The organism is Mongoliitalea lutea (genome assembly GCF_014652135.1).
GTDB classification, from domain to species: Bacteria; Bacteroidota; Bacteroidia; order Cytophagales; family Cyclobacteriaceae; genus Mongoliitalea; species Mongoliitalea lutea.
The window spans coordinates 75,231-99,025 of record NZ_BMYF01000010.1 but is presented as its reverse complement, the minus strand read 5'-3'; the positions used below and the strand labels follow the sequence as shown (position 1 = coordinate 99,025).

General features: G+C 40.5%; 14 protein-coding genes, 1 tRNA gene and 1 pseudogene. 2 read left to right on the top strand and 14 right to left on the bottom strand.

What is annotated here, in order from left to right:
• Positions 1–15: 15 nt before the first annotated feature.
• Complete coding sequence (locus tag IE080_RS09640; RefSeq protein WP_189581315.1) at positions 16–3,090, bottom strand: TAT-variant-translocated molybdopterin oxidoreductase; 3,075 nt, start codon at positions 3,088–3,090, stop codon at positions 16–18.
• 38 nt (positions 3,091–3,128) lie between these two features.
• Entirely contained in the window at positions 3,129–4,385 is a 1,257-nt protein-coding gene (locus IE080_RS09635) for a c-type cytochrome (RefSeq protein ID WP_189581313.1), read from the bottom strand.
• Between the two features lie 370 nt (positions 4,386–4,755).
• Here IE080_RS09635 and IE080_RS09630 point away from each other — a divergent pair.
• Both IE080_RS09630 and IE080_RS09625 read left to right on the top strand, forming a co-directional pair.
• Positions 4,756–4,826 (top strand) — tRNA-Cys (locus IE080_RS09630).
• Between the two features lie 145 nt (positions 4,827–4,971).
• Entirely contained in the window at positions 4,972–5,289 is a 318-nt protein-coding gene (locus tag IE080_RS09625; protein ID WP_189581311.1) for a (2Fe-2S)-binding protein, read from the top strand.
• Here IE080_RS09625 and IE080_RS09620 read toward each other — a convergent pair.
• The 12 genes and pseudogenes from IE080_RS09620 to IE080_RS09565 form a co-directional block, all read right to left on the bottom strand.
• Entirely contained in the window at positions 5,224–6,564 is a 1,341-nt protein-coding gene (locus tag IE080_RS09620; RefSeq protein ID WP_189581308.1) for a TolB family protein, read from the bottom strand. The genes IE080_RS09625 and IE080_RS09620 overlap by 66 nt on opposite strands.
• 31 nt (positions 6,565–6,595) lie before the next feature.
• Positions 6,596–7,219: a hypothetical protein gene (locus IE080_RS09615; protein WP_189581306.1), complete on the bottom strand. Its 624-nt coding sequence runs from the start codon at positions 7,217–7,219 to the stop codon at positions 6,596–6,598.
• Between the two features lie 582 nt (positions 7,220–7,801).
• The gene (locus tag IE080_RS09610; protein ID WP_189581304.1) at positions 7,802–8,941 is read right to left on the bottom strand and encodes a hypothetical protein; all 1,140 of its coding nucleotides are present in this window, start codon (positions 8,939–8,941) and stop codon (positions 7,802–7,804) included.
• Positions 8,934–10,121 carry a hypothetical protein gene (locus tag IE080_RS09605; protein ID WP_189581302.1) on the bottom strand — a complete coding sequence of 396 codons (1,188 nt, stop codon included), beginning with the start codon at positions 10,119–10,121 and terminating at the stop codon, positions 8,934–8,936. The genes IE080_RS09610 and IE080_RS09605 overlap by 8 nt, the downstream gene beginning before the upstream one ends.
• A 563-nt stretch (positions 10,122–10,684) precedes the next feature.
• Positions 10,685–12,454, bottom strand: a complete 1,770-nt coding sequence (rpsA, locus tag IE080_RS09600; RefSeq protein WP_189581299.1) for a 30S ribosomal protein S1 — start codon at positions 12,452–12,454, stop codon at positions 10,685–10,687.
• A 1,134-nt stretch (positions 12,455–13,588) separates the two neighbouring features.
• The gene (gene rsmG / locus IE080_RS09595) at positions 13,589–14,221 is read right to left on the bottom strand and encodes a 16S rRNA (guanine(527)-N(7))-methyltransferase RsmG (protein ID WP_189581297.1); all 633 of its coding nucleotides are present in this window, start codon (positions 14,219–14,221) and stop codon (positions 13,589–13,591) included.
• A 193-nt stretch (positions 14,222–14,414) separates the two neighbouring features.
• The gene (locus IE080_RS09590) at positions 14,415–15,773 is read right to left on the bottom strand and encodes a vanadium-dependent haloperoxidase (protein WP_189581295.1); all 1,359 of its coding nucleotides are present in this window, start codon (positions 15,771–15,773) and stop codon (positions 14,415–14,417) included.
• A 131-nt stretch (positions 15,774–15,904) separates the two neighbouring features.
• Entirely contained in the window at positions 15,905–19,168 is a 3,264-nt protein-coding gene (locus IE080_RS09585) for a VCBS repeat-containing protein (RefSeq protein ID WP_189581292.1), read from the bottom strand.
• On the bottom strand, positions 19,168–19,596 hold the full coding sequence (locus IE080_RS09580; RefSeq protein WP_189581289.1) for a type II toxin-antitoxin system VapC family toxin: 429 nt from the start codon (positions 19,594–19,596) through the stop codon (positions 19,168–19,170). Before IE080_RS09580 ends, IE080_RS09585 begins: the two co-directional genes overlap by 1 nt.
• Positions 19,593–19,814 carry a hypothetical protein gene (locus tag IE080_RS09575; protein WP_189581286.1) on the bottom strand — a complete coding sequence of 74 codons (222 nt, stop codon included), beginning with the start codon at positions 19,812–19,814 and terminating at the stop codon, positions 19,593–19,595. The genes IE080_RS09580 and IE080_RS09575 overlap by 4 nt, the downstream gene beginning before the upstream one ends.
• A gap of 51 nt (positions 19,815–19,865) precedes the next feature.
• Positions 19,866–23,184, bottom strand: a pseudogene (locus tag IE080_RS09570) (VCBS repeat-containing protein).
• Positions 23,171–23,791, bottom strand: coding sequence for a hypothetical protein (locus IE080_RS09565; RefSeq protein WP_189581283.1), 621 nt, complete (start codon positions 23,789–23,791; stop codon positions 23,171–23,173). The pseudogene IE080_RS09570 and the gene IE080_RS09565 overlap by 14 nt, the downstream one beginning before the upstream one ends.
• Between the last annotated feature and the right edge of the window lie 4 nt (positions 23,792–23,795).

The window sequence follows — 23,795 nt, the reverse complement described above, 5'->3', positions numbered from 1 at the left end:
TTATAAAATTATTAATTACGCTTCTGATTTATCCTTATTTCTGATTTTGGTAAAGTACCACACGTTTGGATTCACATTTAAGTACTCCAATACGTGATATGCTCTTTCCTCACCTACCTCTTTTGTCGGAGAATCGTTGTTATCTTCGATCTTCAACATTTTGGTAATGTTGCTTTCAGGATCATTCATATCTCCGAAAACAATCGCATTCGTAGGACAAGCGGTAGCACAAGCAGTATTGATTTCACCGTCTTTAACTCTTCTGCCTTCTTTCTTAGCAGTTAACTTGCCTGATTGAATACGCTGCACACACATAGAGCATTTTTCAATCACACCACGAACCCTAACCGTCACATCTGGATTCAATACCATTTTACCCATATCATCGTTTTGGGCAACGTTAACAGCAGCAAAAGCTTTGTTATCATGATACTTAAACCAGTTGAATCTTCTCACTTTGTACGGACAGTTGTTTGCACAATATCTTGTACCGATACATCTGTTGTACGTCATTTGATTCAAACCTTCTGAAGAGTGCGTTGTAGCAGCTACTGGACATACAGTCTCACAAGGAGCGTTGTTGCAATGCTGACACATCATCGGTTGGAAGATAACTTCTGGATTATCAGCCGCAGCTTCCAATTCTTTGTTGCTAGAAGCACCTTCTGGAGAAGAATAGTATCGATCGATACGGATCCACGCCATTTCTCTTCTATTCAACACTTCTTCTTTACCAACAACAGAAACGTTGTTTTCTACTTGACATGCTACTGTACATGCACCACAACCGATACATGAGTTCATGTCAATCGCTAATCCCCAATGGTGATTAGAATATCTGTGACCTTTCCACAAAGAAATCTTGTTTGGTTTTACAAACTCCCCTTCCATGTACACTTTAGGGAAATCTCTACCTGCAGATGGATTTTCTTTGTATTCAGGCAATGTAGACTCCTGGATGACATACTGTCTATCCATGTATGTCTGATGCGTCTGCGTTTGAGCAATCTTGTAAGAATCACTTGTAAGCTCAACACTTACGCCTTCAGTGATTTCATACGAGGTAAAGCCATTTGCATTGGTTAGCAATTCATAAGCATTTACCCCTACTCCATTGGCTACTCTACCTGCTTTAGATCTACCATAACCTAAAGCCAAACCTACAGTGCCTTTTGCTTGACCAGGCTGAACAAGTACAGGAACAGTTATAGTCTTGTCACCAATCGTTACTTTTGCTTTTTTGGTAGCACCTTCAAACATTTTTAAGCCTTGCTCAGAAGCCCAAGACTGGGATACTGTCAAGTAGTTATCCCAAGTAGCTTTGGAGATAGGATCGGACATTTCCTGCAACCATGGGTTGTTGGCAAAAGTACCATTTCCTAAACCTACCTTTGTATATACTACCAATTCTGTACCTGCATTATCTGCTTTGTACACTCTGTTGATAGCACTTGCAGCAGCAGATACATCAGCGGACCCTGTTACCGAAGTAGATGTACTTTCTACTGCATATACACCATTGAATAAGGATCTATCCCAGAATTCTTGGAAACTTGAAGTCTCAGACTGAGTAGAGAAAAGAGACGTTCTCCAATTCTCCTGTAAGAAATCGTAGTAATTAGTATCATTTCCTGCCCAAATCAAGAAAGACTCTTGAGCTTGACGGGTTTTAAACAAAGGAGAAATTACAGGCTGTGATAAGCTGTAGTGTCCTTTTCTTGGATTGAAGTCATTCCAAGACTCTAAGTAATGATGGTCAGGAGCAACAAACTTCACCAAAGAAGCAGTCTCATCCAAAGTACCATTCGTTGCAACAGAAACTTTTGCTTTAGCAATTGCTTCACCTAATTCAGCACCATTTACAAAATCATAAACCGGGTTACAGTTGTAGAATACTACACCACCAACTCTACCAGCTTTCAAATCAGCAACAAACTGATTCATTTTTGCATCATTTCCTTTTCTGAAATAGGTTGGAGTAGAGAAATCAACTGTAGCACCATTGTTATCTAGCAAATCATTGATTGCATTGATGACAATTTGTACGTTTGGATCGTTGGAACCAGCAACAACAAGAGACTTTCCTCTGTTTGCCCACAACTCATTGGCAGCTTTATCCAAATATTCAACTTCTACCGCCGCACCAGAAACAGTAGCAGCACCAGCTTTTCTTGCAATAGCATTGTATAATGCTAATACTGCCAAACCATTTTGTGAAGCTTTGATAGGAGTTCTGTAGTCCGCATTCGCACCAGTCAAAGAAAGATTAGACTCAAATTGGAAATGCCTTGACATCGTTGGCTTTTCTTTGGTAATCTTTCTTGTCTTGCTATACTGCTTAGCAAATTCAATTGGAGAAATCCAAGTACCTAGGAAATCAGCCGCGAAGCTAACAATCACGGAAGCTTTGTTGAAGTGATAGGTAGGCAGGATAGCAGATCCGTAGGTCATTTCTGCTGCTTTGGTAATACCATAAGCAGAAACTGGATCATAAGTAATTACTTCCGCTCCACCAAAAGCATCCGCGAACTGCTGTAACGCTTTTTCAGTAGAAGGAGAAAGAATGGTATTGGTAACAATCTTAACGGTTCCAGCAGATGCTAACTGAGCTTTCACTTGTGCATCTAGTGCTGACCATTCTACTTGCTCTCCATCAGCCATTGGACCAGCCACACGCTGCTTGTCATATAAAGACAATACGGAAGCTTCTACGATTGCAGAAGTACCACCTTGGGAGATTGGAGAAAGTTCGTTACCGTCAATTTTTATTGGTCTACCTTCACGCGTCTTCACTACGATAGAAGCATAATCACCGCCAGAAGCAAATGTTGATGCGTAGTAGTTTGGAATAGAAGGATTGATATCAACCGGCTTATTTACATAAGGGATTGCTTTTCTAACAGGAGCTTCGCAAGCTGCCAAAGAAGCTGCTGCTAAGCTGAATCCCATCATTTTCAAGAAATCTCTACGAGAAGAGCCATCTAAAGTAGACGGACCCTCCGGAAACTCTCTTTCAGCATTTCTGATAACTGACTCATCATTGGTCAGTTCTTCTAACCCTTTCCAGTAGGTTTTTTTATTTTCTTTCATTGTATATTCAAGAAAAGTAGGTTCCTAATTGATTTAAATTAATAGTGACACTTAGAGCATTCCAATCCACCGATATCTTTCACTTTTAGTGAACCTTTGGATCCGGAATGAAGCTGAACTAATTTATCATAGTACTCATTACCCTGAGCTTTGATGTCAGTCTGTCTATGACAGTCAATACACCAACCCATTGTCAATGTGGAATGCTGATACACAACTTCCATCTCTTCAATTGGTCCGTGACAAGTTTGACACTCAATGCCACCTACTACTACGTGCTGCGCATGGTTGAAATAAGCCAAATCAGGTAAGTTGTGAATTCGAACCCACTCAATTGGTTTATTTTCTTCTACCGCTGCATAAATTTTTGCGATTTCAGGAGACATTCCATCCTGACCACCTACGTTTTGAATGTGCATGTGGCAGTTCATACAAATATTTGCAGAAGGAATGTTGGCAGATTTGCCTAGCTCAACGCCTGTGTGACAATACTGACACTCGATTTCATATTGTCCAGCGTGTAAAGCGTGAGAGAATGCAATTGGCTGAGTAGGTGCATATCCTTGCTGAATACCTACTGAATATAAGCCATCGATTGCAGTTTTCGCTACCAATGCTACTACAAGCGCTGTAACGATCAGTACAAAAGCATCACTTTTAACTAATTTGGAGAAGTTAAATCGCTGATTGATAAACTCTTTATCATCTTCCTCTAAATTTTGAGTACCAAGATATTTGGTCAAAATAGAGATGATCAACCCTAAAACGATAAGGATCAACAATAATACGATAACCAACACAGCTAGGATGATGGTCAAGTATTCACTTGGAACCCCAGCACCGCCGGCGGCAACAGCACCACCACCGTCACCGGTAGCTGCCACAGCCTCAGCTTTGTCCCCGTACTCAATGTAAGCCAAAAGGTTCATCACATCATCGTCTGACAAGAACTCGTGGGCAGGCATCAAGGTCTGATTCCATTGGTTGTAAAGGGCCACTGCATCTGCATCACCGGATGCGATGAGAGCCTGAGAATTTCGGATGAATTTCGTAGCCCAATCTAAAGTTCTTCTTTCTGTAACTCCTCTCAAGGCAGGACCCACGTTGTTTTGGTCTAGCCTGTGACAAGCTTTACAATTCGAATTAAAGATTGATTTACCGGCAGAAATTGCCTCCTCACTGTCTGAGACTTCAGGATTAGCTGCCATGACCCCACTTCCAAGCAATAGGAAGAAAAACATCATAACGTAACCAAATCTCAAGGGAACACTTAATAAAGAGCGCTTGATCGACATATTTATTGTTTATTAAACAGTTTTTTCACCTATACGGATAATCCCTGCAAATGTACTACCCCAATTCTATTTTTCAAACTAAGGACAAATACCCTACGAATAGCGAAGAAAAAAAGTTTATTTTTTATAATGAACTGAAAAACAGTATATTATTAGCTGAACCACACGTTTTCAGCTTATTTAGAAAAATTATAAATAAATAAATCTTTGGCAAGCCTTTCACAACTAGCTCCTTTTGTGAATTCCAAGCCATTTGTCATATTAATGCAATTTATATGCATTATAAATTGAGCTTATGCATGAAATTTTATTTGTAATTTTTTTTTTGGCAGCTCATAGTAAATTCATACATTTGCATTCCCTTAGATAGGGTCGCGTGGCCGAGCGGCTAGGCAGAGGTCTGCAAAACCTTGTACAGCGGTTCGAATCCGCTCGCGACCTCCTTTTAGAGCATCCATATACTGGATGCTTTTTTATTTTTATAATTTTTGGCTTCCATTGACCAACTTATCTCTCCGTTTACACAAAAACAGATGTTTTTTAAGATGAGAATCAGAATATTAAGGTTCAATAGTCAGAGATTCTCATGAATAAATCGATTGAATTGCATGTAAATGGTGCAAAAAAAGTACTGGAAGCAGATCCTCAAGAACCCCTTTTATATATCCTGAGAAATGATTTAGCGCTGAAAGGTCCCAAATTTGGATGCGGCTTGCATCAATGCGGTTCCTGTATGGTATTATCGGATGGAGAAGCGAGCTATACGTGTAGGATACCATGTGCTGCTTTTGAGGGAAAAAAAATTCAAACCATTGAAGGACTAACTAAAAATGAAAAATTAATCAACCAAAGTCGCCTTGACCAAAGCTGTGGAGCCAGCAGTGCCTCTAACGGGAAATACTAAAGCCCGACCATTATCGGCCCAAGAAATACCCATCCCGAATTCAGATACACGCATTCCAGACTGGGTTACACCAAAAAAAGTCACTTGGTTGACAGCACCAGTAAGCATATCCAGCATCCAAATTTGAGGGATTCCCGATCGATCGGAAACAAATGCCATTTTGTTGGGATCAAAAGGTGACAAAGAAGGGGCAGAATCATTCCATTGGGACACCAAGACGTCAACTTTTTGCCCTCCTCTACTCCCATCAAACCCGAAAATATGGTACACAGGAAAATCATTATACAATTGCAAATGATCCGCAACCACCATTTCATTAATGCGCGAAACATCTAGTCCGCGGAATACAGGCAGACCAGTCACAAGATTGACACCATCACCAAAGGAAGTAAATACAGGAGTCATATTTCCTGCGAAATCACGTTTCCACACCCCAAAATCACCACTCACAAGAGAGTCAGCATAAAAAAACACCTCTTGATCATCTTTACTGAAACTAGGAGTTGCTTGTTGGTGCAAACCTCCACTGAATAGGTTGAATTCTTCGGTATCCAAATTAAAAATCTCCAAATGAGATGGCCTAATTCCCTGAGGCGTTTGACCAGAGCCAGCAGTAACGCTGTAAATTAATCGCTTCCCATCTGAAGACCAGTTCGGTTGGTTGGCATTTCTTCGTATCAAGCGGTGTTCCTGTGTCTGCTGATCAAAAATGAATAGGCTCAAAGCCCGACGCTCTTCACCATTCTCCGTGAATCTCACATCTGAGACATACGCTACCTGATTCCCTGATGGGCTTAATCTAGGGTGCAAAATACCATGTGGGCCAAAATCAGAATCGAATATTGGCTCTATTTCAGGGGATTTTCCTGGAACAATCATTACTGTATTGGAGTCCTCTTGCCTGCCTGCACGATTAGATCGGATAAAAAACTCATACGTTCCTCCAAAGTCAACATCAGTAAATAAGTATTCATTGGAACCTCTGGACAAACGAACCAATCGTTCGAAGTTTTGCATCCCATGTCTTTTCAAAAATAGATCATACGAACTTGCTTCTGCAAGGGGAACACAGTTCCACCCATTGCAAATCCGGAAATTTCCCCACATCAACAAAATATTTCCTTCTTCAGTCAATTCCGAAAGTAAGGTAGCTCTTGCTAAAGATACCCCTTCAGGAATAGGATCATCCCAGCGCTCCTCGCAGGAAGCCAAGGTGAAAAGAAAAGAAACCCCAATAATCAACCCAAAAAGCCTATTCTTCAAATCTATTCTCATGACTAACTCTTAAATTACATAAATACATTTCCTAATTCACTCTTTTAGAACTTAATTTATAAGCCACTCCTAGCTGTAACCCAAACTCAGTCAGCCGAGTATTGCTTTGATTAAAGCCTATGGCGGCATGTTGCTTAAAGTTGGGTTGCAAAAAAACACCTAACCGGTCAAAATAGTGTTGCAAATTAACACCCACTAAGTAGCCAACTCCTGATTGTTCCATCCAGCTACTGTATTCAGACTGCTGAAAGCCAAGCAAAGGACCTGCCTGCAGGGAGAGAAAACTAACTAATTCATAGGTGGCAAGCAATGGAACACTAATGTATTCAAAAGGCGTAGGTGCGATCGTTGTAAAGCTGCCAGGTCGAGGAGGTGGATTTCCCGTAGGAATCCATAAAGTCTCTACCAGCAAGGTTGCTTTGGAATAAGTAAACCCAGTTTCCATGCCCCATTTGCTATTCCCTTGCCAGGAAAGTCTGACGCCATATTCTTGAAATCTGTCCACATTGACCGAGGGACCACCTATCAATGTTGCTCCCAAAAAAGCAGCATCCGACACCCCAGCAAAAGCTTTGACTTGCCAATCCGATTGCCCGAGGGTCGGAAGCTGCATCATCACCCCAAAAATCAACAATCCCCAAATGAGTTTTTTCATCTTTTTTTGCTCTGTATTTTACTAGACGTAAGTTACGTGCAAAACGCTACAAGCTTAGGGGGATTTAGTGATTAGTAGATTAAGTGATTAGTAGTTAGAGGTCCACTGTTAACTGTCAACGGTTTGTGCAGGAGAAGGCTTCCTATTCGTATTTTTTATTCCCAGAATCACTACTTGGTAATTTAAGAGAAAAATGGACCATAATAACGACTACATTATTAGCAGCAGACTTCATTCTTTTAATGTTAAACATATCCTATGTGTGGTTTCATAAATACGATAGACATTAGCTAAAGGCATTTATGTCGGCCGTCCCGATGGGACTTTGGGGTCATAAACTAAATTTTAGCCCGAGGGTTGAAACCCTCGGCTAATATGTTGGCCGTCTCTATGAGACTTTTGCATTAAACCCAGGTATTTGAATAAGGAGATACCCACGTTTACCAGGGTTAAAACTAGGACAATTGATGGAGTTTATTGGTCGATTCTTAATTTCTCTCTTTGGACACAAATTTTTCAATGCAAATTTTTCTGCGTTTTCCGTGAATTCTGAGAGCTTTCTTTGTCTCGCATCTTCAATTCTCACTCCCGTCTCCTCAACTGTAGCTTATAAAACGTTAAAAAGTCTTGTTCCTCCCCAATGAATTCATCATCTCTAAGGGCATAGAATGGTTTTTCTACTGATTCGATGTTTAAGATTTTTCCAATCTTATATGGAACCACGATTTCGTTCGAAAGAGAGTCGTTTGGAAAAACGATTCTCAAGATTTGCCTTTGAAACTGCTTGTACAAAGGGAAGTTTTTTGGAAGCTTTAATTCATTCTGTAAAAAGACATCCTCTTCTATCCCTTCTGTATAAATTAATACAGATCCCTTTTCTGTGACAAAGAATTGCCTAATATTCCCATCAAGCATTCTTGTACCGGATATGTATTGATATTTCTGTGAATGTTCCCCATTATCCAAAAATTTACTTGGCATAAAATCTATGGAATACATATACTCCCCTCCTTTGGTTAAGTCATACTTATGGATAAATGTCTCATTACTTAACACTAGCTCAAGTGTATTTCCCTTGACACCAAATTGTAACCAAGGTCTTTCATAAAATTTATCAGAAGCATATCTTGATATCGAAGGAATTTTAATGATTGGGGTAGCATCCCCGGTTTCAAGGTTGATTTTTTCCAATAAGTAATGGTCTCTAAAAAAATGAGGGTCATAAGGATTTGCACCGTCTCTTCCCGGATAAAAACTAATCAAGGAGTTATTCCAATATTCCAACGTTCGATAAAACCCGCCACCATCTCTTGCTTCGGTTGGAAATGGTAGTTTTATTTCTTGCTTGAGGGTTAAATCAGGGTTCAATTCGTATAACCAACCTATGAAACTCGCAGAAAAAAGTGCCCCTGTCTCGGTAAATCTTAATTTTGAAGGATAATACAAAGAGCCTGGACCTTCATAAGGAAAAGAATTCTCATTTAGTATTCTTCCAGTTGAATCAAATGCTACTAGCTTATTCTCTTTGTAATTAAAAAAAACACCTTTGCCATTTTTATATTCTGCACCGCTGATTGTCCCCAAATAATCCACTTGAATAGAATCCAAAATAACCAGTTCCCAATTATTGGTTTCTAAAATTAAGTTTTTCTCTTGATCAGCACTGGAGCAAGCTAAACCAAAAGCTACTAACAAACACAGATAAATCCAGACTCTAGTCATGCTTTTGTAGTTTTACTTTATAAATCCTTAAGAAATCCTCTTCCTTCTCTTTACTTCCACTTCGCTCCATCCAGAGATAATCACCACTGGAAGCAAACCCCGCATTATTGACTCCCTCTGGTAATGGCACGTTGCCAACTATATGTAGGTTTTTTCTATCCAAAACTAAAATCCCCTTACTCACTTCCTTTTCATATCTGTTATAAAGTTCAAGGAATCCTTTGGAATCACCAGAACCCATCAGGGCATTTATTTCTTTCTCTTTATTTTCCGAAAATCCCCCGTAATACTGGATTAAAACATACTCATCTACCACATGTATGTTTCTGAGTGATGGAGTACTGGTTTTGACGGACATTGCTCCTTCGTAGAATTCATCACGGGAGGTAATGGGCAGCTTTTCGAAGCCTGGAATGTCTAAAGAAACGGATTTCTCCAAAATTGCACCATCCGAACCTAGTGTATAAACGTACAATTTAGGATCACCACCTAAAGCTATATAAAGCTTGTCTCCTACGGCTTCTAAAGCAGGCGCATAATCACTTGCAAAATAACCGTTCCCATCCAGAAACCTACTTCCTTTTTCAAAAGGTACAATTTCCAAAAATTCACCTCGGTCAATATCGATTAGTTCAAGAGCTTTAAAGCTATCGTAAAACTGCTGTTCGCCTGGATATGTACCACGGGTGCGCACAGAGTTACTAAGCAAAAAAGTTTTCCCTCCTATCCTAGTTGTTTCCATACCTTTCCCAACAAAGCTCATAGTAGAAGCCCCCTCCAAAGATTCCGGATGAGCTAGTCGCTGAAGCATATTACCTTTCAAATCATACAGAAATATTCCATTCATCCCAGATAGCGCAATGCTATTTTCATCCACAAAACCTGGAAACTCCAAAAGGAAACCGTGTGCATCCGGTATATCCCCGGTCTTGGAAAAGGCATGGGGCACCTCACCCGAATCATCCGTAAACACAAACCCTCTACTCGAAAAATCGAAAAATACGAAGTGCTTACCCTTAGGGCTTACATCCACAAGCATAAGACTCCCCAACACATCTACATCTAACGAGTCTACAACTCCAAATGAAAAGTCCTGCTTAGTATCAGACTCTTCCATTATTGGCTTGGAACAGGAAATCAACCAAAATGCCATCAGGGAAAAATAACAAAGTTGCTTCATATGGTTTTAGTGATAACTAAAGTAAGAATACATAAAACCACTGAAAAATCACCTAAAAAGGATTTATTTTAATTTGAAAAAATTCCACTGCTATCAAGAGAACCATATTCAGGCATTTAATTCAAAAGAATCCCAGGCACTTTTGGAGCTTGGCAGTAAATCTTCGAGGTTTGAAAAACCTCAAAGGTTCAATTCCCTTCCTTTCTGTGGATTCCGCACCTTCTGCGAGCCCAAGTTTCCGTCAGGAACCCATCTGTGTCAATCTGTGAAAATCAAAACATAAATCTGTGTCTAAAAATCAAACCCAGCAAGCCAAGACCTCAGCGCTACGCGCCTCTGGTGCCCAACTTACATAAATCTCTACGAAGGCCACAGTGCTGCGCCCCTGAAGCCTACATTTTTTACACTCATTTATTCGTGAAGATTTGTGCTATTGGTGAAAACAAAAAACCTTCGAGGTTTGAAAAACCTCAAAGGTTCAAAAAAAAAGTGACTGCCTTTCGACAGTCACTTTTAACAATAGGATTCACGAGTCTAGACTCTCGTCTCTCGCTTCTCGCATCTTATTTTTTCCCGCCTTCCATCTTCTCTTTCAACTCTGCCAATGCATCGATGTCACCGAAGGTAGACTTCTCTGCAGGTGCAGCAGCCGCAGGAGCGTCAGCTTGCTTCTTCGCTTTCTTAGGAGCAGCAGGAGCTTTTGCTTCTTCTTTGAAAGTAGCTGTATGAGAAAGAACGATTCTCTTATCGTCTTTAGAGAATTCAGTTACTCTGAAATCCAATGCCTCACCTACTTCTACAGATGAACCATCTTCTTTCTCCAAGTTTTTAGAAGTAGCGAATCCTTCTAATCCGTAAGGCAACTCTAATACAGCACCTTTTTCGTTTTTGGAAACTACTGTACACTTGTGAACTGAACCTACTGGGAACACAGTCTCGAAAGTATCCCATGGATTCTCTTCCAACTGCTTGTGACCTAGTGCCAATCTTCTGTTATCAACATCCAATTCCAACACAGCCACTTCCAATTCATCACCTACTTTTACAAACTCAGATGGGTGCTTGATTTTCTTAGTCCAAGAAAGGTCAGATACGTGAACAAGTCCATCGATACCTTCTTCCAATTCCAAGAACAAACCGAAACCTGTTAAATTTCTTACCACACCTTTGTGCTTAGTACCTACTGCATACTTAGCAGCCATGTCACCTTTAGTCCAAGGATCTTCAGTCAATTGCTTGATACCCAAAGACATTTTTCTTTCATCCTTATCCAAGGTCAATACCACAGCCTCGATCTCATCACCAACTTGTACAAAGTCAGCAGGGTTTCTCAAGTGCTGAGACCAGCTCATTTCAGATACGTGGATCAAACCTTCAACGCCAGCAGCTAATTCTAAGAATGCTCCGTAATCAGCAACGTTAACGATTTTACCTTTAACTCTAGAACCAACTTCTAATTCAGCAGAAAGTGCATCCCAAGGATGAGCGGTCAACTGCTTCATACCCAAAGAAATTCTCTTCTTATCATCATCGAAGTCAAGAACTACAATCTGTACTTTATCATCCAAGTTCAATACTTCCTCCGGATGATTGATTCTACCCCAAGAGATATCAGTGATGTGCAATAGACCATCTACACCACCCAAGTCGATGAATACACCGAAGTTGGTCATGTTTTTGATCACACCTTCCAATACCTGACCTTTCTCAAGGTTGTTCAAGATTTCAGCTTTTTGCTTCTCAAGATCCTTCTCAATCAATACTTTGTGAGAAACAACTACGTTATCGTTGGTGTGGTTGATTTTCACCACTTTCACTTCCATCATTTTACCTACATAGACATCAAAGTCTCTGATAGGCTTCACGTCGATTTGAGAACCTGGCAAGAAGGCTTCAACACCGTAGATATCTACGATCAAACCACCTTTAGTTCTTCTCTTCACAAGACCTTCGATTACGCTGTCATTTGCAAACGCATCTTCAATGTCCTGCCAAGCTCTTACCATTTTGGCTTTCTTTCTGGAAAGTACCAATTGTCCAAGAGCATTTTCCTGCTCTTCGATGAACAATTCAACTTCGTCACCGATTTTCAAATCAGGTAGGTCTCTGAATTCAGTTCTTGGAACCAAACCATCAGACTTAAATCCAATGTTGATGATCACATCCTTATCATTGATACCTACTACAGTACCTTTGATTACTTCTTTCTCTGTGATTTCATTCAACGTACCAGCGTAAAGAGCTTCCATTTCAGCTCTTTTGTCTTTGGAATAGCCTTCTCCGAAACCTTTGGTGTCGAAATCTTCCCAGTTAAAATCTTTTTGATTAGACATAATATTAAGAATAACCCTGATTTTCAACAGCCCTAGGGTCATGAGACTGAGGTTTTTTAGTGTTACATTAAGTCTCTGATCTCCAATCAGAAACCCCGTTCACCCGAACGGATTGCAAAGGTAAGGATTTTTGATAAATAGTCGAGAGTTATAATGAAAAATTGTATAAAGTGTGGGTTATTAGAGAGGCGAGAAGCGAGAAGCGAGAGTTTAGACTCAAGAGTCAAGAAACAAGATATGATTCGTATACTTCAAAGCAATTCATTTTTACTTGTTGATTAACGGAATATTCTCGTAGAGACGGTAAACATATTAGCCGAGGGTTTAAACGAACCTCTCACAGATCTAGGAGATTGAACGGATCCAGCACTGATTTACCATTTTAGATTTACCCCCCAATCGTGTCTATTAAGAATGCCCGATAGCAGTACTGTTGCGGGGAGGACGTCAGAAAACCGGGCCGGCGTGGGCCCTGCGGGGAGAAGGATTTTTCTGACTAGCCTTTTTGGTTACTTTTTGGGCGATGCAAAAAGTAACGACAATGTAGGTAAAGATCATCAATGATTGAAGATCAATTCGCAGCATATAAATTTCATTAAAAACAATTCAGTTAAATAATTGCAATTCACCATCTCATCGATCTAAAGAAAATTAGCGCGTAAGGCGAAGGTGGCTCGAAGACAACCCTCGTGCGAGCATATGGATCTGTTAATACATTCCCAACCCCGAGTTACGCCGCAAGAAAATACGAAAACAATACCAATCCACTAAGCGCTTTACCTAGGGCTTAAAAGCCACGGCTATTGATTGGATTATTTTTCAGAAATCGCAAAATTAACTACTATAAATTTTAATGCTATTCATGGGTTAAAACCCACAAGTGGGAGTGTTTTACAGGAATTCCATATCAGCACCTCTAATCCACATCTTTACACTTAACAATTAACATTTTATACGTACCCCCACAGGTTCACAAGAATAATCGAACATTCCACATTCCTAATTTGCCCAAGTATAGTTTACTGTTCACATCCAACTATTCACTGCTCACTGCCAACTGTTCACTTTCAACTGTTCATTGCTCACTGTTAACTGTTCACTTCCAACTGCTCACTGCTAACTGTCAACTGCCCACTACCGCTTCCCTTCCCAAGGAACAAACACCACCTTTTTGGTTTCGAAAAATTCGCTTTTAAAGTAGTCGTCAATGTGGTAAGTCACATAAGAAACATCGCGCTCCTCCATTTCCTCGTCCACATCTCCACCTTTGAGTAAAAATAGGCCGTTAGGAAATTCATTGAAATCTTCTTTTCTAAACTTCCCTTTGACCCATGGAAACATATTACTGAAGCGGGTTACTGCCCTGCTGACGACAAAGTCATATTTTCTGACTAAGGTTTCGACTCTTGCCTGCTGAGCCTCCACATTGGATAGTTTTAAGGCTCTAGCAACTTCTTTGACTACAGTGATTTTTTTACCAATCGAGTCAACTAAGTGAAAATGACAGTCCGGAAACATGATAGCTAAAGGAATTCCTGGAAAACCTCCACCCGTACCGATATCTAAGATTTTGGTACCCGGCTCAAACTTTATCACTTTTGCAATGGCCAAAGAATGCAACACATGGCGCTCATAAAAATGATCCATATCCTTACGGCTGATGACATTGATCTTTTCATTCCATTCTTGATAAAGCGACCCTAAGTGCTCAAATTTCTCCAATTGTGCCTCCGTAAGTTCCGGAAAATATGTTTTGATTAACTCCATGTGTCTAGTATATCCCGCAAAAGTACGTAATCCCTGGCATAAATGGAATGCGGATGATTAGGAAGCATGCAGTTGCGGGGAGGAAACGGATTTTGGATGTGAAATTTTAGATTTTAGATCTTAGCGTTTAGATTTACACCTACCGACAATATCCTACTATCCAATTTCAATCAATATCCACTTCAACATCATTTCATTTTCCTACGACTTCTGCGTTCTCTGCAAGCCCACTCCTGGTTTCCACCTGGTTTTTAATATACTCTCCTAGTTTTTTCCCTTTAGTAGACCCATGTACAATTGCCGGCATGTAGTGAATCCCTCCGTACAATCTGCTGATGGCTGCTTCGTCAGCGGCATGACGGAATGAATCAAATTCTCGGATTGGTAAACCATAAGCTACTTCTGTGGAATCTACAAAGTGAAAGGGCTCTCCAAAAAGTTTGGTCAAGGCTTCAGCAGCTGCATTTGACGCCACACTATGACCGGAAGTATATTCAGGAAATGGCGGGGTTTGTAGCAAAGGCAGCCAGTCTTCATCAATATATTTGTTGATATATGTCTCGGGACGGATCAATACAGAACGATACTTTTCATCCCAACAAGCAATAAAGGCATCAAAGAGCGCTATGGAGGTATAGGCTAAAGTCTCAGCCATACCTTTCCAATCCTGACCTGCTGTTTTACTGGCAATAGAAGCAATCCCCATCCAGTGTCCTCCTGGGGTAATTTTCTTCTCTGCAAACATCACATGACCTTTGATATTCACTTTGTAAGGATTACAATCCCAGAAATAGGCAATATCCTTTTGTTCTTGGGTCATATCCTGAGTAACCGTAAAGACCTCCATTGCCTCTTCAAAAAACGGGGTACCTGGTTCAGTAGAAAAAGGAGTTGCCGGCTCAGATATAAACTGATCTGCACGCTCCATCACCATCGTTCTGATTTTATTCCAGTGCGGCTCTATTCCCTCCATGTAATGCGGTGGGGTTGGCTGCCAGGAGTGCGGATCATTGGATACACTGTATTTTTCAAATGACCGGCTTTCATGGTAATTATCTGTTTTGGAATACGCTAACACATGCCCTGCTACCTGTTGACCTAGAGCAATCGAATTTTCAAATAGTTTTTTTGGCATACCTTGCTTGCGAAGGGCAGCAAATACTCCATCTCGATGATTGTCCATCATGTCTTCACTGAAAATCAAGGCAGTTGCCACTTGATAATAGGCAGCGAGTGCAGCTAGGGAATAATCCACCTCCTCAGGAATATCATAAGCTTTCGGTTCAAAGCCTCTCAATTGGCCTGTTAAGCTTTGGTATGAAGCATCTCCCAAAGCGGCAACTTCAAATGCTGCAATGGAAGAATATGCGTAAATCCTACTGGCCACAGGTGGAGAAAAAATATCATGGATAATCACATCCGTCAGTTGAAGTTGAGCGGCGATAAGCAACTCTCCATCTGCTAAGGTGTCCTTATAGGAATCCGAACTTTGACAAGCTACTAAGAAACTCCAAAAAAGGATAAATACACTGTTTTTTACTAATACTCTCATAGGATTGCTGTAATACTACTTGACCAAATCACTTACCTAGTTAACGAAAGGAAATGGAATGGGTTAGGCTTTCAAATGTATGGATTATTCCCAAATTCCAATATTTTGAATAGATGATTTTGCATAGGAAATCAAGGGTTTAGCCGGAAAATCAATGGGGAATCATTGTTTCGAATGGCCAAAATGCTCGGTTTTCCCTGAATATTGAGCATAGCTAATTTCCTGAAGGAACCCCAGTATTCATAGGCTGGAATCCCTAAGGGTTGATATACCCACTTCCCGTTCTCCCAGCGTAAGAGTGTGAGTGCTTGGGCATCTGATCTACCCAGGTCATTGCGGAAACCATAGAAATTACCAGCTACTAACAAGTATCGCTGGGAATTGTACTCAAAAGAAACAAAATCCCTAACTGGACTAAATTGAACTTCTACAGGGAAAGGCTGAAAATCATACTCCTTGGATAGTGAAATAGCTCCGGTTGCCAGATTAGTCACGGATAATTTCCTTGCAGCATTGACTACCTCAGAAGCAATGACGTCTTCAGGCTTTTGAATCTTCGCGTAACTCACATAGGAATCGTGTTTGCGTTTGATTGCTGGCACCTGCTTGATCAGATCATCCCGAGTAGCAAAAGGAACCAATAGATTGTCCATGTAATGAAAAATCAATGGATCATCTTGCGAGTTTCCGTCCACATCTACATGATACAACCAAAGAGGCTTTTCTTCACTGGCTTTAAGCTTACTATTCAGACCTAAATTCCCTAACAAAAGCTGTGGGGTAGGCAAATCTATTTTTTTCATCCCAGTGTACCAGCCAGCAGGACCTAATTCACGCGCTGTAAACTTTCCCTGATCGTCCAAAGAATATCCCAAAACAGGCATCCACTCCCCTGCCAAAACCAAGGTCAATTGATCCTCAACCTCGATCCATTCGGCTGATTGCACCATACCTGGCCTGAAATTTTCTCCAAAATACTGTGCAGTAGCATCTCGAAACCTTCCCTTTCCGTCGTTCAACAACAAATAGGCTGGCGGAGCTGCTCCATAATTTCCAGTAACGACTGATGCTGCAATGAAAATGTCCACAAAACCATCTCCATTGACATCATGGAAAGCAACAGCAGAGGTGTTTTCTCCAATTGGCGGTAAGGAGTTCATGGAAAATGAAAAATTACCTTTCCCATCATTGAAGTAGATACGATCAAAATTGAAAAGTTCGCCTCTTTTAAACTCATTCCCTGCACTACCTACATATAAATCCAAATGACCATTACCATTTAAGTCTACAAAAGCTGCTACTACATCTTCGGCTGGCTTGAAGGGCTCAAACATCCCTGGATTATGAATTTTAAAGCTACCATCTTGTTGCTGAAGAAATAGGCTACCTGCCTGTAATCGGGCACCACCCAAGAAGATATCATCTAATCCATCTCCATTCACATCGCCGACGGCTACCGCTGGACCTTCTGTTGCATACCTTCTTGGCATGAGGTACTCTCTTCTGAACTCATCGAAATCTGTATTTTCCTCATGTTTCCAGTCTATCCTAGCAGCACTTATGGCAAGTATTGGACTAGCGTTCACAATCTTTGGTCGCTGACTTAATTGGCCTTTGCCTGCTTCTAAACGAACCTTCGTATTGGCTGAAATATCTACAAATCGCTCCACCTGATCCGCTGTCCAAGAAACTATTACGGAATCTACTCTATCAAATGCCCCCAACCCAAACGTGAGTGTAGTAGATACCCCAGATTGAAACCCTCGAGAAGTAGAAAGGGTCTGCTGAAAAAGCTCCCCATGGGCAAACACCCAAACACTGGCTCCAATGCCGAAAGTATTGAATCCAGGACCTGTTAGATCTAGTTGGAGGAAATTATTGGCCAATTTTTCACTTTGGTTTCGGTAAATAAAGGATGCCTGATCGGTATTATGAACCACCAAATCCAAATCCCCATCATTATCCAGGTCCGCATAGGCAGAACCGTTGGAGTAAGATGCTTGGTCCAAGCCCCATGCCTTGGCTACCTCTTCAAATTGTAGCTTTCCTAGGTTTCGGAAGGCATAATTTGGGAGCTTTACACTTGGCAACATATCGATTTGCCTAGCCTGTCGTTGCTTTTCTGTGAGTTCTGGAGTGGGCGTTTGTGAATATTGGATAAAATCCAAGTCATTGGGACGCTTGACTATACCATTGGTGACATGGATATCCTTGTGCCCATCATTATCCATATCAAAAATCAAAGGCGCCCAGGACCAATCAGTAGCAAAGGTATTCGTCAATAAGGCTATTTCGGAGAATCGACCATCGCCCCGATTGAGCTGTAAGTGATTTCGTACGTATTGATCTTTGTAACCCAAGCGCTTTTTGACATCAAATACTTCCTGCTTATCCTCTCCTACCGATTTCATCCAAATAGCAGGATCTTCCGGTAGCATATCTGTAGTGAAAATATCAGGCAGACCATCATTGTTAATATCCGCCAGATCATTGCCCATGCTATAGCGACTGGTATTCGAAATATAATTTCCAAGGGATTCTGTAAATGTCCCGTCCTGATTATTGATGTAGAGGTAATCATCCTCCGTAAAATCATTGGATACATAGATATCCAACCAGCCATCTCCATTTACATCTTCCACACCTACTCCTAATCCAAAACCCAAACTACTGGAAAGAATACCCGCTTCTGCTGTCACATCCACAAACGTGGATTGGCCCTCCACAAGCATATTTTTGAAGAGTTTGTCTCCTCCTTTCTCATCAATATTTTCAAATTTGGTATCGGCATGAGAGAAAACTTCTGGCTTTTTTATAGAATGATTGAGTAGATACATATCCAAATCTCCATCCTGATCATAATCAAAAAATACTGCATGGGTAGAAAATCCTACAAAATCCAACTCATAGGCAGCAGCAGATTCCGTGAAGGTATTATCCCTATTATTGATGTACAATTTATTACTTCCCTTCAATCCTTTGTAATCTCCCACTTGGCAGACATAGATATCTAAAAAGCCATCACCATTAATGTCTGCCATAGTCACCCCCGTGGACCAGCCTCCATTACCATCCACTCCGGCAATATCGGTAATATCTTCAAACTGAAAGTTTCCTTTGTTTAGGTACAATTTATTGGAGCCTTGATTGGAGGTAAAATAGATATCGACCAATCCATCATTATTGATATCCCCGAGGGCTACTCCTCCACCATTGTAGAAATAGAGATATTCTAAGATGTTGAGTTCATCCGTGGATGTTAGCTTGTTTGAAAAATCAATCCCCGTTTCTTCACTCGAAAGTAGTTGAAATAGGGTGTCTTTTGGATCATTTATATCCTTACAAGAAAGACAAAGCCAACTTAAAAAAACTATTAAATACGTAAATCTATTCATTATAATTTCAGTATTTCAACCCCTTCATGCCTTGCTATGTCCATCAAAACTTTATCAGCAGTTGAAAAAATGTTTGCTTTGGAAACAATCAAAGCAGCTAATTGAATTGAATCCAAAGTTCTTAATCCCAAATCCCAGTATTTACCTAGTAATGAAATGGCAAGATCAGTTTGGTGGAAATTATATTTAACAAATAAATACGACCCCCAATCGTTAGAAAACTTTTGAATAATATAATCAGCATGAATCCTTTCAATCTCTTTCATTCTGTACTTTTTCCATACAACGGAATGAAACTCAATTTTCGAAATTTCAGCTAAGGATATTTCACTGATTTTTTCATTCCGAAAAAACTCTAATAAACTTTCTGTACCATCTTCACTATGGTAAAGCTTAAATAATGAAGATGTGTCTAAAAACAATCTCATCTTGAAAGATTTCTTTCTTTTATGACCTCATCAGAAAAAGATACATTCAAATCTTTTAGGAATTCTTGTGACTCCTCAAAGGAAAACTTCTTAAGTATTTCCCCTTCAGCCATCGTTTCTTCCTCAAAAATGACAGTAACCCTGACCGGTTTTCCACTATCGAATGGCTTGTCAAATTTAATTTTTCCTTTATGTAAAACTCCTTTGATTGCTTTCATCACCCAATGTTTTTTTTCTATTGTAAAGATAGGCTTTTTATTGGAGATGACTCAAAACTCCCAAAATCCTACTTTATCCGAATTTCTAGTCACCATTAACTGCCGTTTTCCTTGAAGCTGCATGACTCTTAGATCACGTACTTCTCCTTTGATTTGCAAGCCATGATTCCTATTGGGCACGTATTCAAATGTGCCATCGCCTTTCCCTAAAAGCAATTCACCATAGCTCGCATCATACTGCCCAACTTCCGGTTTGGCACCGTAGAGATTTCCTCCCATCAAGATATCCAAATTTCCATCTCCATCCACATCTTCTAGGGCTATGCTGTACATCCAACTTCGCTGTGCCATACGAGGTAACGCTTTCACTTCAAAAGAACCACTTCCTTGATTGAGCAAAACAGCACTTTGAAAAAAATTCACCTCCTGTATGATCGCTTTTTCCAATTGCTGTGGGGTGAAAATCTCTTCCAAAAACTTATCATTGAATGAGCTGTATTTCAAGAAATTCTTCTTGATCGACGGAATCTGTCGCTCCAATTCATGCTTCAAAGTGAAAGGCACATGCTTATCTCCAGCCTTTTGAACAAACACGTGCTCAACAGAGCCATTTTGATCAAAATCATTGACAAACATCCGAATAGGGCTTTCAAAGGAAGTTTTGAAACGGGTATTGAGTCCATGGTTCCCTAACACTAAATCAACTTTTCCATCCCCATTGATATCTCCTGCAGCAATGGCCTGATACCAACCCTTCAGCTTACTGAGCTCTGAATCTATATCCTTTTCCAATTTTCCGTTCCTATTCCAAAAAATCGTTGGAGCCATCCACTCACCTACTACTGCCACATCCAAACTCCCATCACCATCCAAATCAGCAAGGACTGCATCTGTTACCATGCCTAATTCCTTGAATTCAGGAGCAATTGTAGCTGTTGCATCCGTAAATGAACCTTCCCCATCATTCAGTAAAACCAGTGAGTTCGGGTTGACGCCATAAAGGAATGGAACAACTCTGGAAAACGCCAAAATATCCAAATGACCATCTCCATTGATATCCATGACTTGTAGGGAAGAAGTACTATTTCTAAATGTATTTAAACCTGAACTAGCAGATTTGCTAAAGTTTCCTTTCCCGGCATTCAAGTAGAGTCTGTCCGCAAGCTCCATGGAACCAAAACCGGATTCATTCCCACCCGACGCAACCAACAAATCTAACCATCCATCTCCATTAAAGTCAGCAAATACAGCATCCACATCTTCTGAAAGTTTATCCTCTGCAAAGGCCGATTGCGTTGACTTTTTGAATGTACCATCCCGCTGTTGCAGATACAGGGATGCTTCAAAACCTCTTGCCCCGCCGAAAAAGATATCTTCCAATCCATCTCCATTCACATCTCCAACAGCTACGGCCGGACCCTCTGTGGAAAGTTTATGATAGGTCAACCGATCTCTGTCAAAATCCACAAAACGGTTTTCCTGATGGATAAAATCAACAGCAGCTTTTTCAACTTTTTTGAAAATCTGTTCTTTTGGCTCGGTAAAAAATGGGAAATCCTCTTCTGTAGCATCGGACCAGTTCAAGTTTAAAGTCTGATTGACTGCCACATCAGACAATCTCGTAAAAGTACCATCAGGCCATCTGATTTGAACCTCATCAATGGAGGAAATGGACCCCAAACCAAAGTTTAAGCGAGGATCTACCGAAGACTGAAAGCCTCGGTTGGGCATTTGCTCTTGATAAAACGCCTGCCCACCGGCAATCAAGCGAACCTGTGTTCCGATAGCATCTGTATTTCCACCTTTCCCTTTCAGTTCGATTTTCAGGAAGTTATTTTCAGGATGCATCTCCCTGCTTTTGTTTTTAAAGATCAATACTTCTCTATTCACATTATTGACCACTAAATCCAAAGCCCCATCATTATTCAAATCCACATAAGCAGACCCATTGGAATGAATCGGATCCCCCAATCCCCATTGGTGCACCACATTTTCAAAAATCAGGTTCCCCTTATTTTTGTAGGCATAATTGGAAACTGGATTGATAGGCATTGGATCAATCAATGCCTTGTAGTCTACTCCTTCTTTGGAAATAATGGCACGCTTGGTCTCTTCATTATCAATGAAATTCAAGTAATCCAAATCAGTCAAATCCTGATAGATTCCATTAGCAACCCAAATATCTTTCAGACCATCATTATCCATATCAAACATCAAGGCTGCCCATGACCAATCGGTAGCTTCCACATTTGCCATCCTTCCCAAGTCTGAATAAGTACCATCTCCATTGTTGATATGGAGCATGTTTCGAGTGTACTGATAATGATACCCGTGTTCCAAGTTGAACTGAAACTTATCCCAACTCTCAAAAGTAGTAATCTGCTTCAGGCGCTGAGGTGGTTCGGGAAGCATTTCGGTAACGAAAATATCCAAATACCCATCATTGGTCAGATCTGCTATATCTGCCCCCATAGAAGCCGCAGAAGTTGAAACCATATAATCTGTCAGCTGCTCGGAAAAGGTCCCATCCTGATTATTGATATACAGATAATCCCGCTCGAAGAAATCATTGGAAATGAAGATATCCATCCAACCATCCCGATTCACATCACCGATGGTAATTCCTAAGCCAAAACCGATTACTGAACCATAAATACCCGCTTCTTCTGAAACATCGGTAAATTTCCCCCCCATCATTTCTAAATAATTTATCTCCACCTACAGGATCTCTTCTCGGACGCTCATTTTGCATTTTATTAAAACTCCCGATTGCTTGGTAGCTGTTGTTGAGTAGATACAAATCCAAGTCACCGTCATTGTCATAATCAAAAAATACGGCATGGGTAGAAAATCCCTCGTCTGCTAGGCCATAAGCCTCTGCCATCTCAGTAAATGTACCATCTCCATTGTTAATAAAGAGTTCATTTTGCTTATTATCGCCCTTCACATCTCCAGAATTACACACATAGATATCCAACAATCCATCTCCGTTGACGTCTGCCATGGCTACACCAGTACTCCAAGCGCGCGTACCAGCAACGCCCGCCTCTTCGGTCACATCCTTGAAGGTAAAATCACCCTGATTGAGGTAGAGTTTGTTTGGGCCCATATTGGCTGTCAGGTAGATATCCATCAAGCCATCTCCATTGACATCTCCAACGGCTACGCCTCCTCCATTGTAATAATTTCGGTAAGTAAAAATGTTGAACTGATCATCGAAGCTTAGGTCATTTCGAAAGTCCACTCCAGAAATTGAAGCAGGAATTTTTTCAAACAACGTGTTTGGGGGTGCTGCTTGCTCTTTTTTACTACATGCTACTCCAAAAACAACAGCAATCAGCCAAAGCTTGTATGCGTTAAACTTCTTCATCTTGTTTATTCAATTGTGTAAAATCTTTGATGCGAAGATCTAAAATTTCAACTCGGACTGTATTTATATTTTTCTTATGAACACGAATGACTCGATTACCATCCACCTTGACCATGGCAGATACGGTTTTTCCTTTGTTGCTTACTTCGAAGAAACCTTCTCCGTACCATTTCTCCAGCATAGCCATTACATCCTTCATTAAATTATCAATAGAAAACTCCTCATTGGTTGGGAACCAGTCTTGATAAAGAATTTCAATGGGCATGTAATACAAATGATCTTCTTCAAATTTTGGATAAAAATGCATATTGGCAACCTTCCCTGATGGTAGTATGGGATTATACAATACCTGTAAATAATGCGCCCCATTGGTCAAAATACCATTTTTGTTATGCTCCCAACAGGTCCCATAAAAATCCTTTCTGCCCATACCTAAGCGAAGATCCAAAAACAACTCCTCTACCACTTTGCCAGACTTTAACTCACGCTCTTTGACTTGCTCATATTCGGTTTTAGAGGTACAAGACGCCAAGAAAAAGATGATAAGCAAGACCCCTGTAACCAATCCCTTGATCGTTATTCTTTCTCTTACACTAGTTCTAGCCATAGCA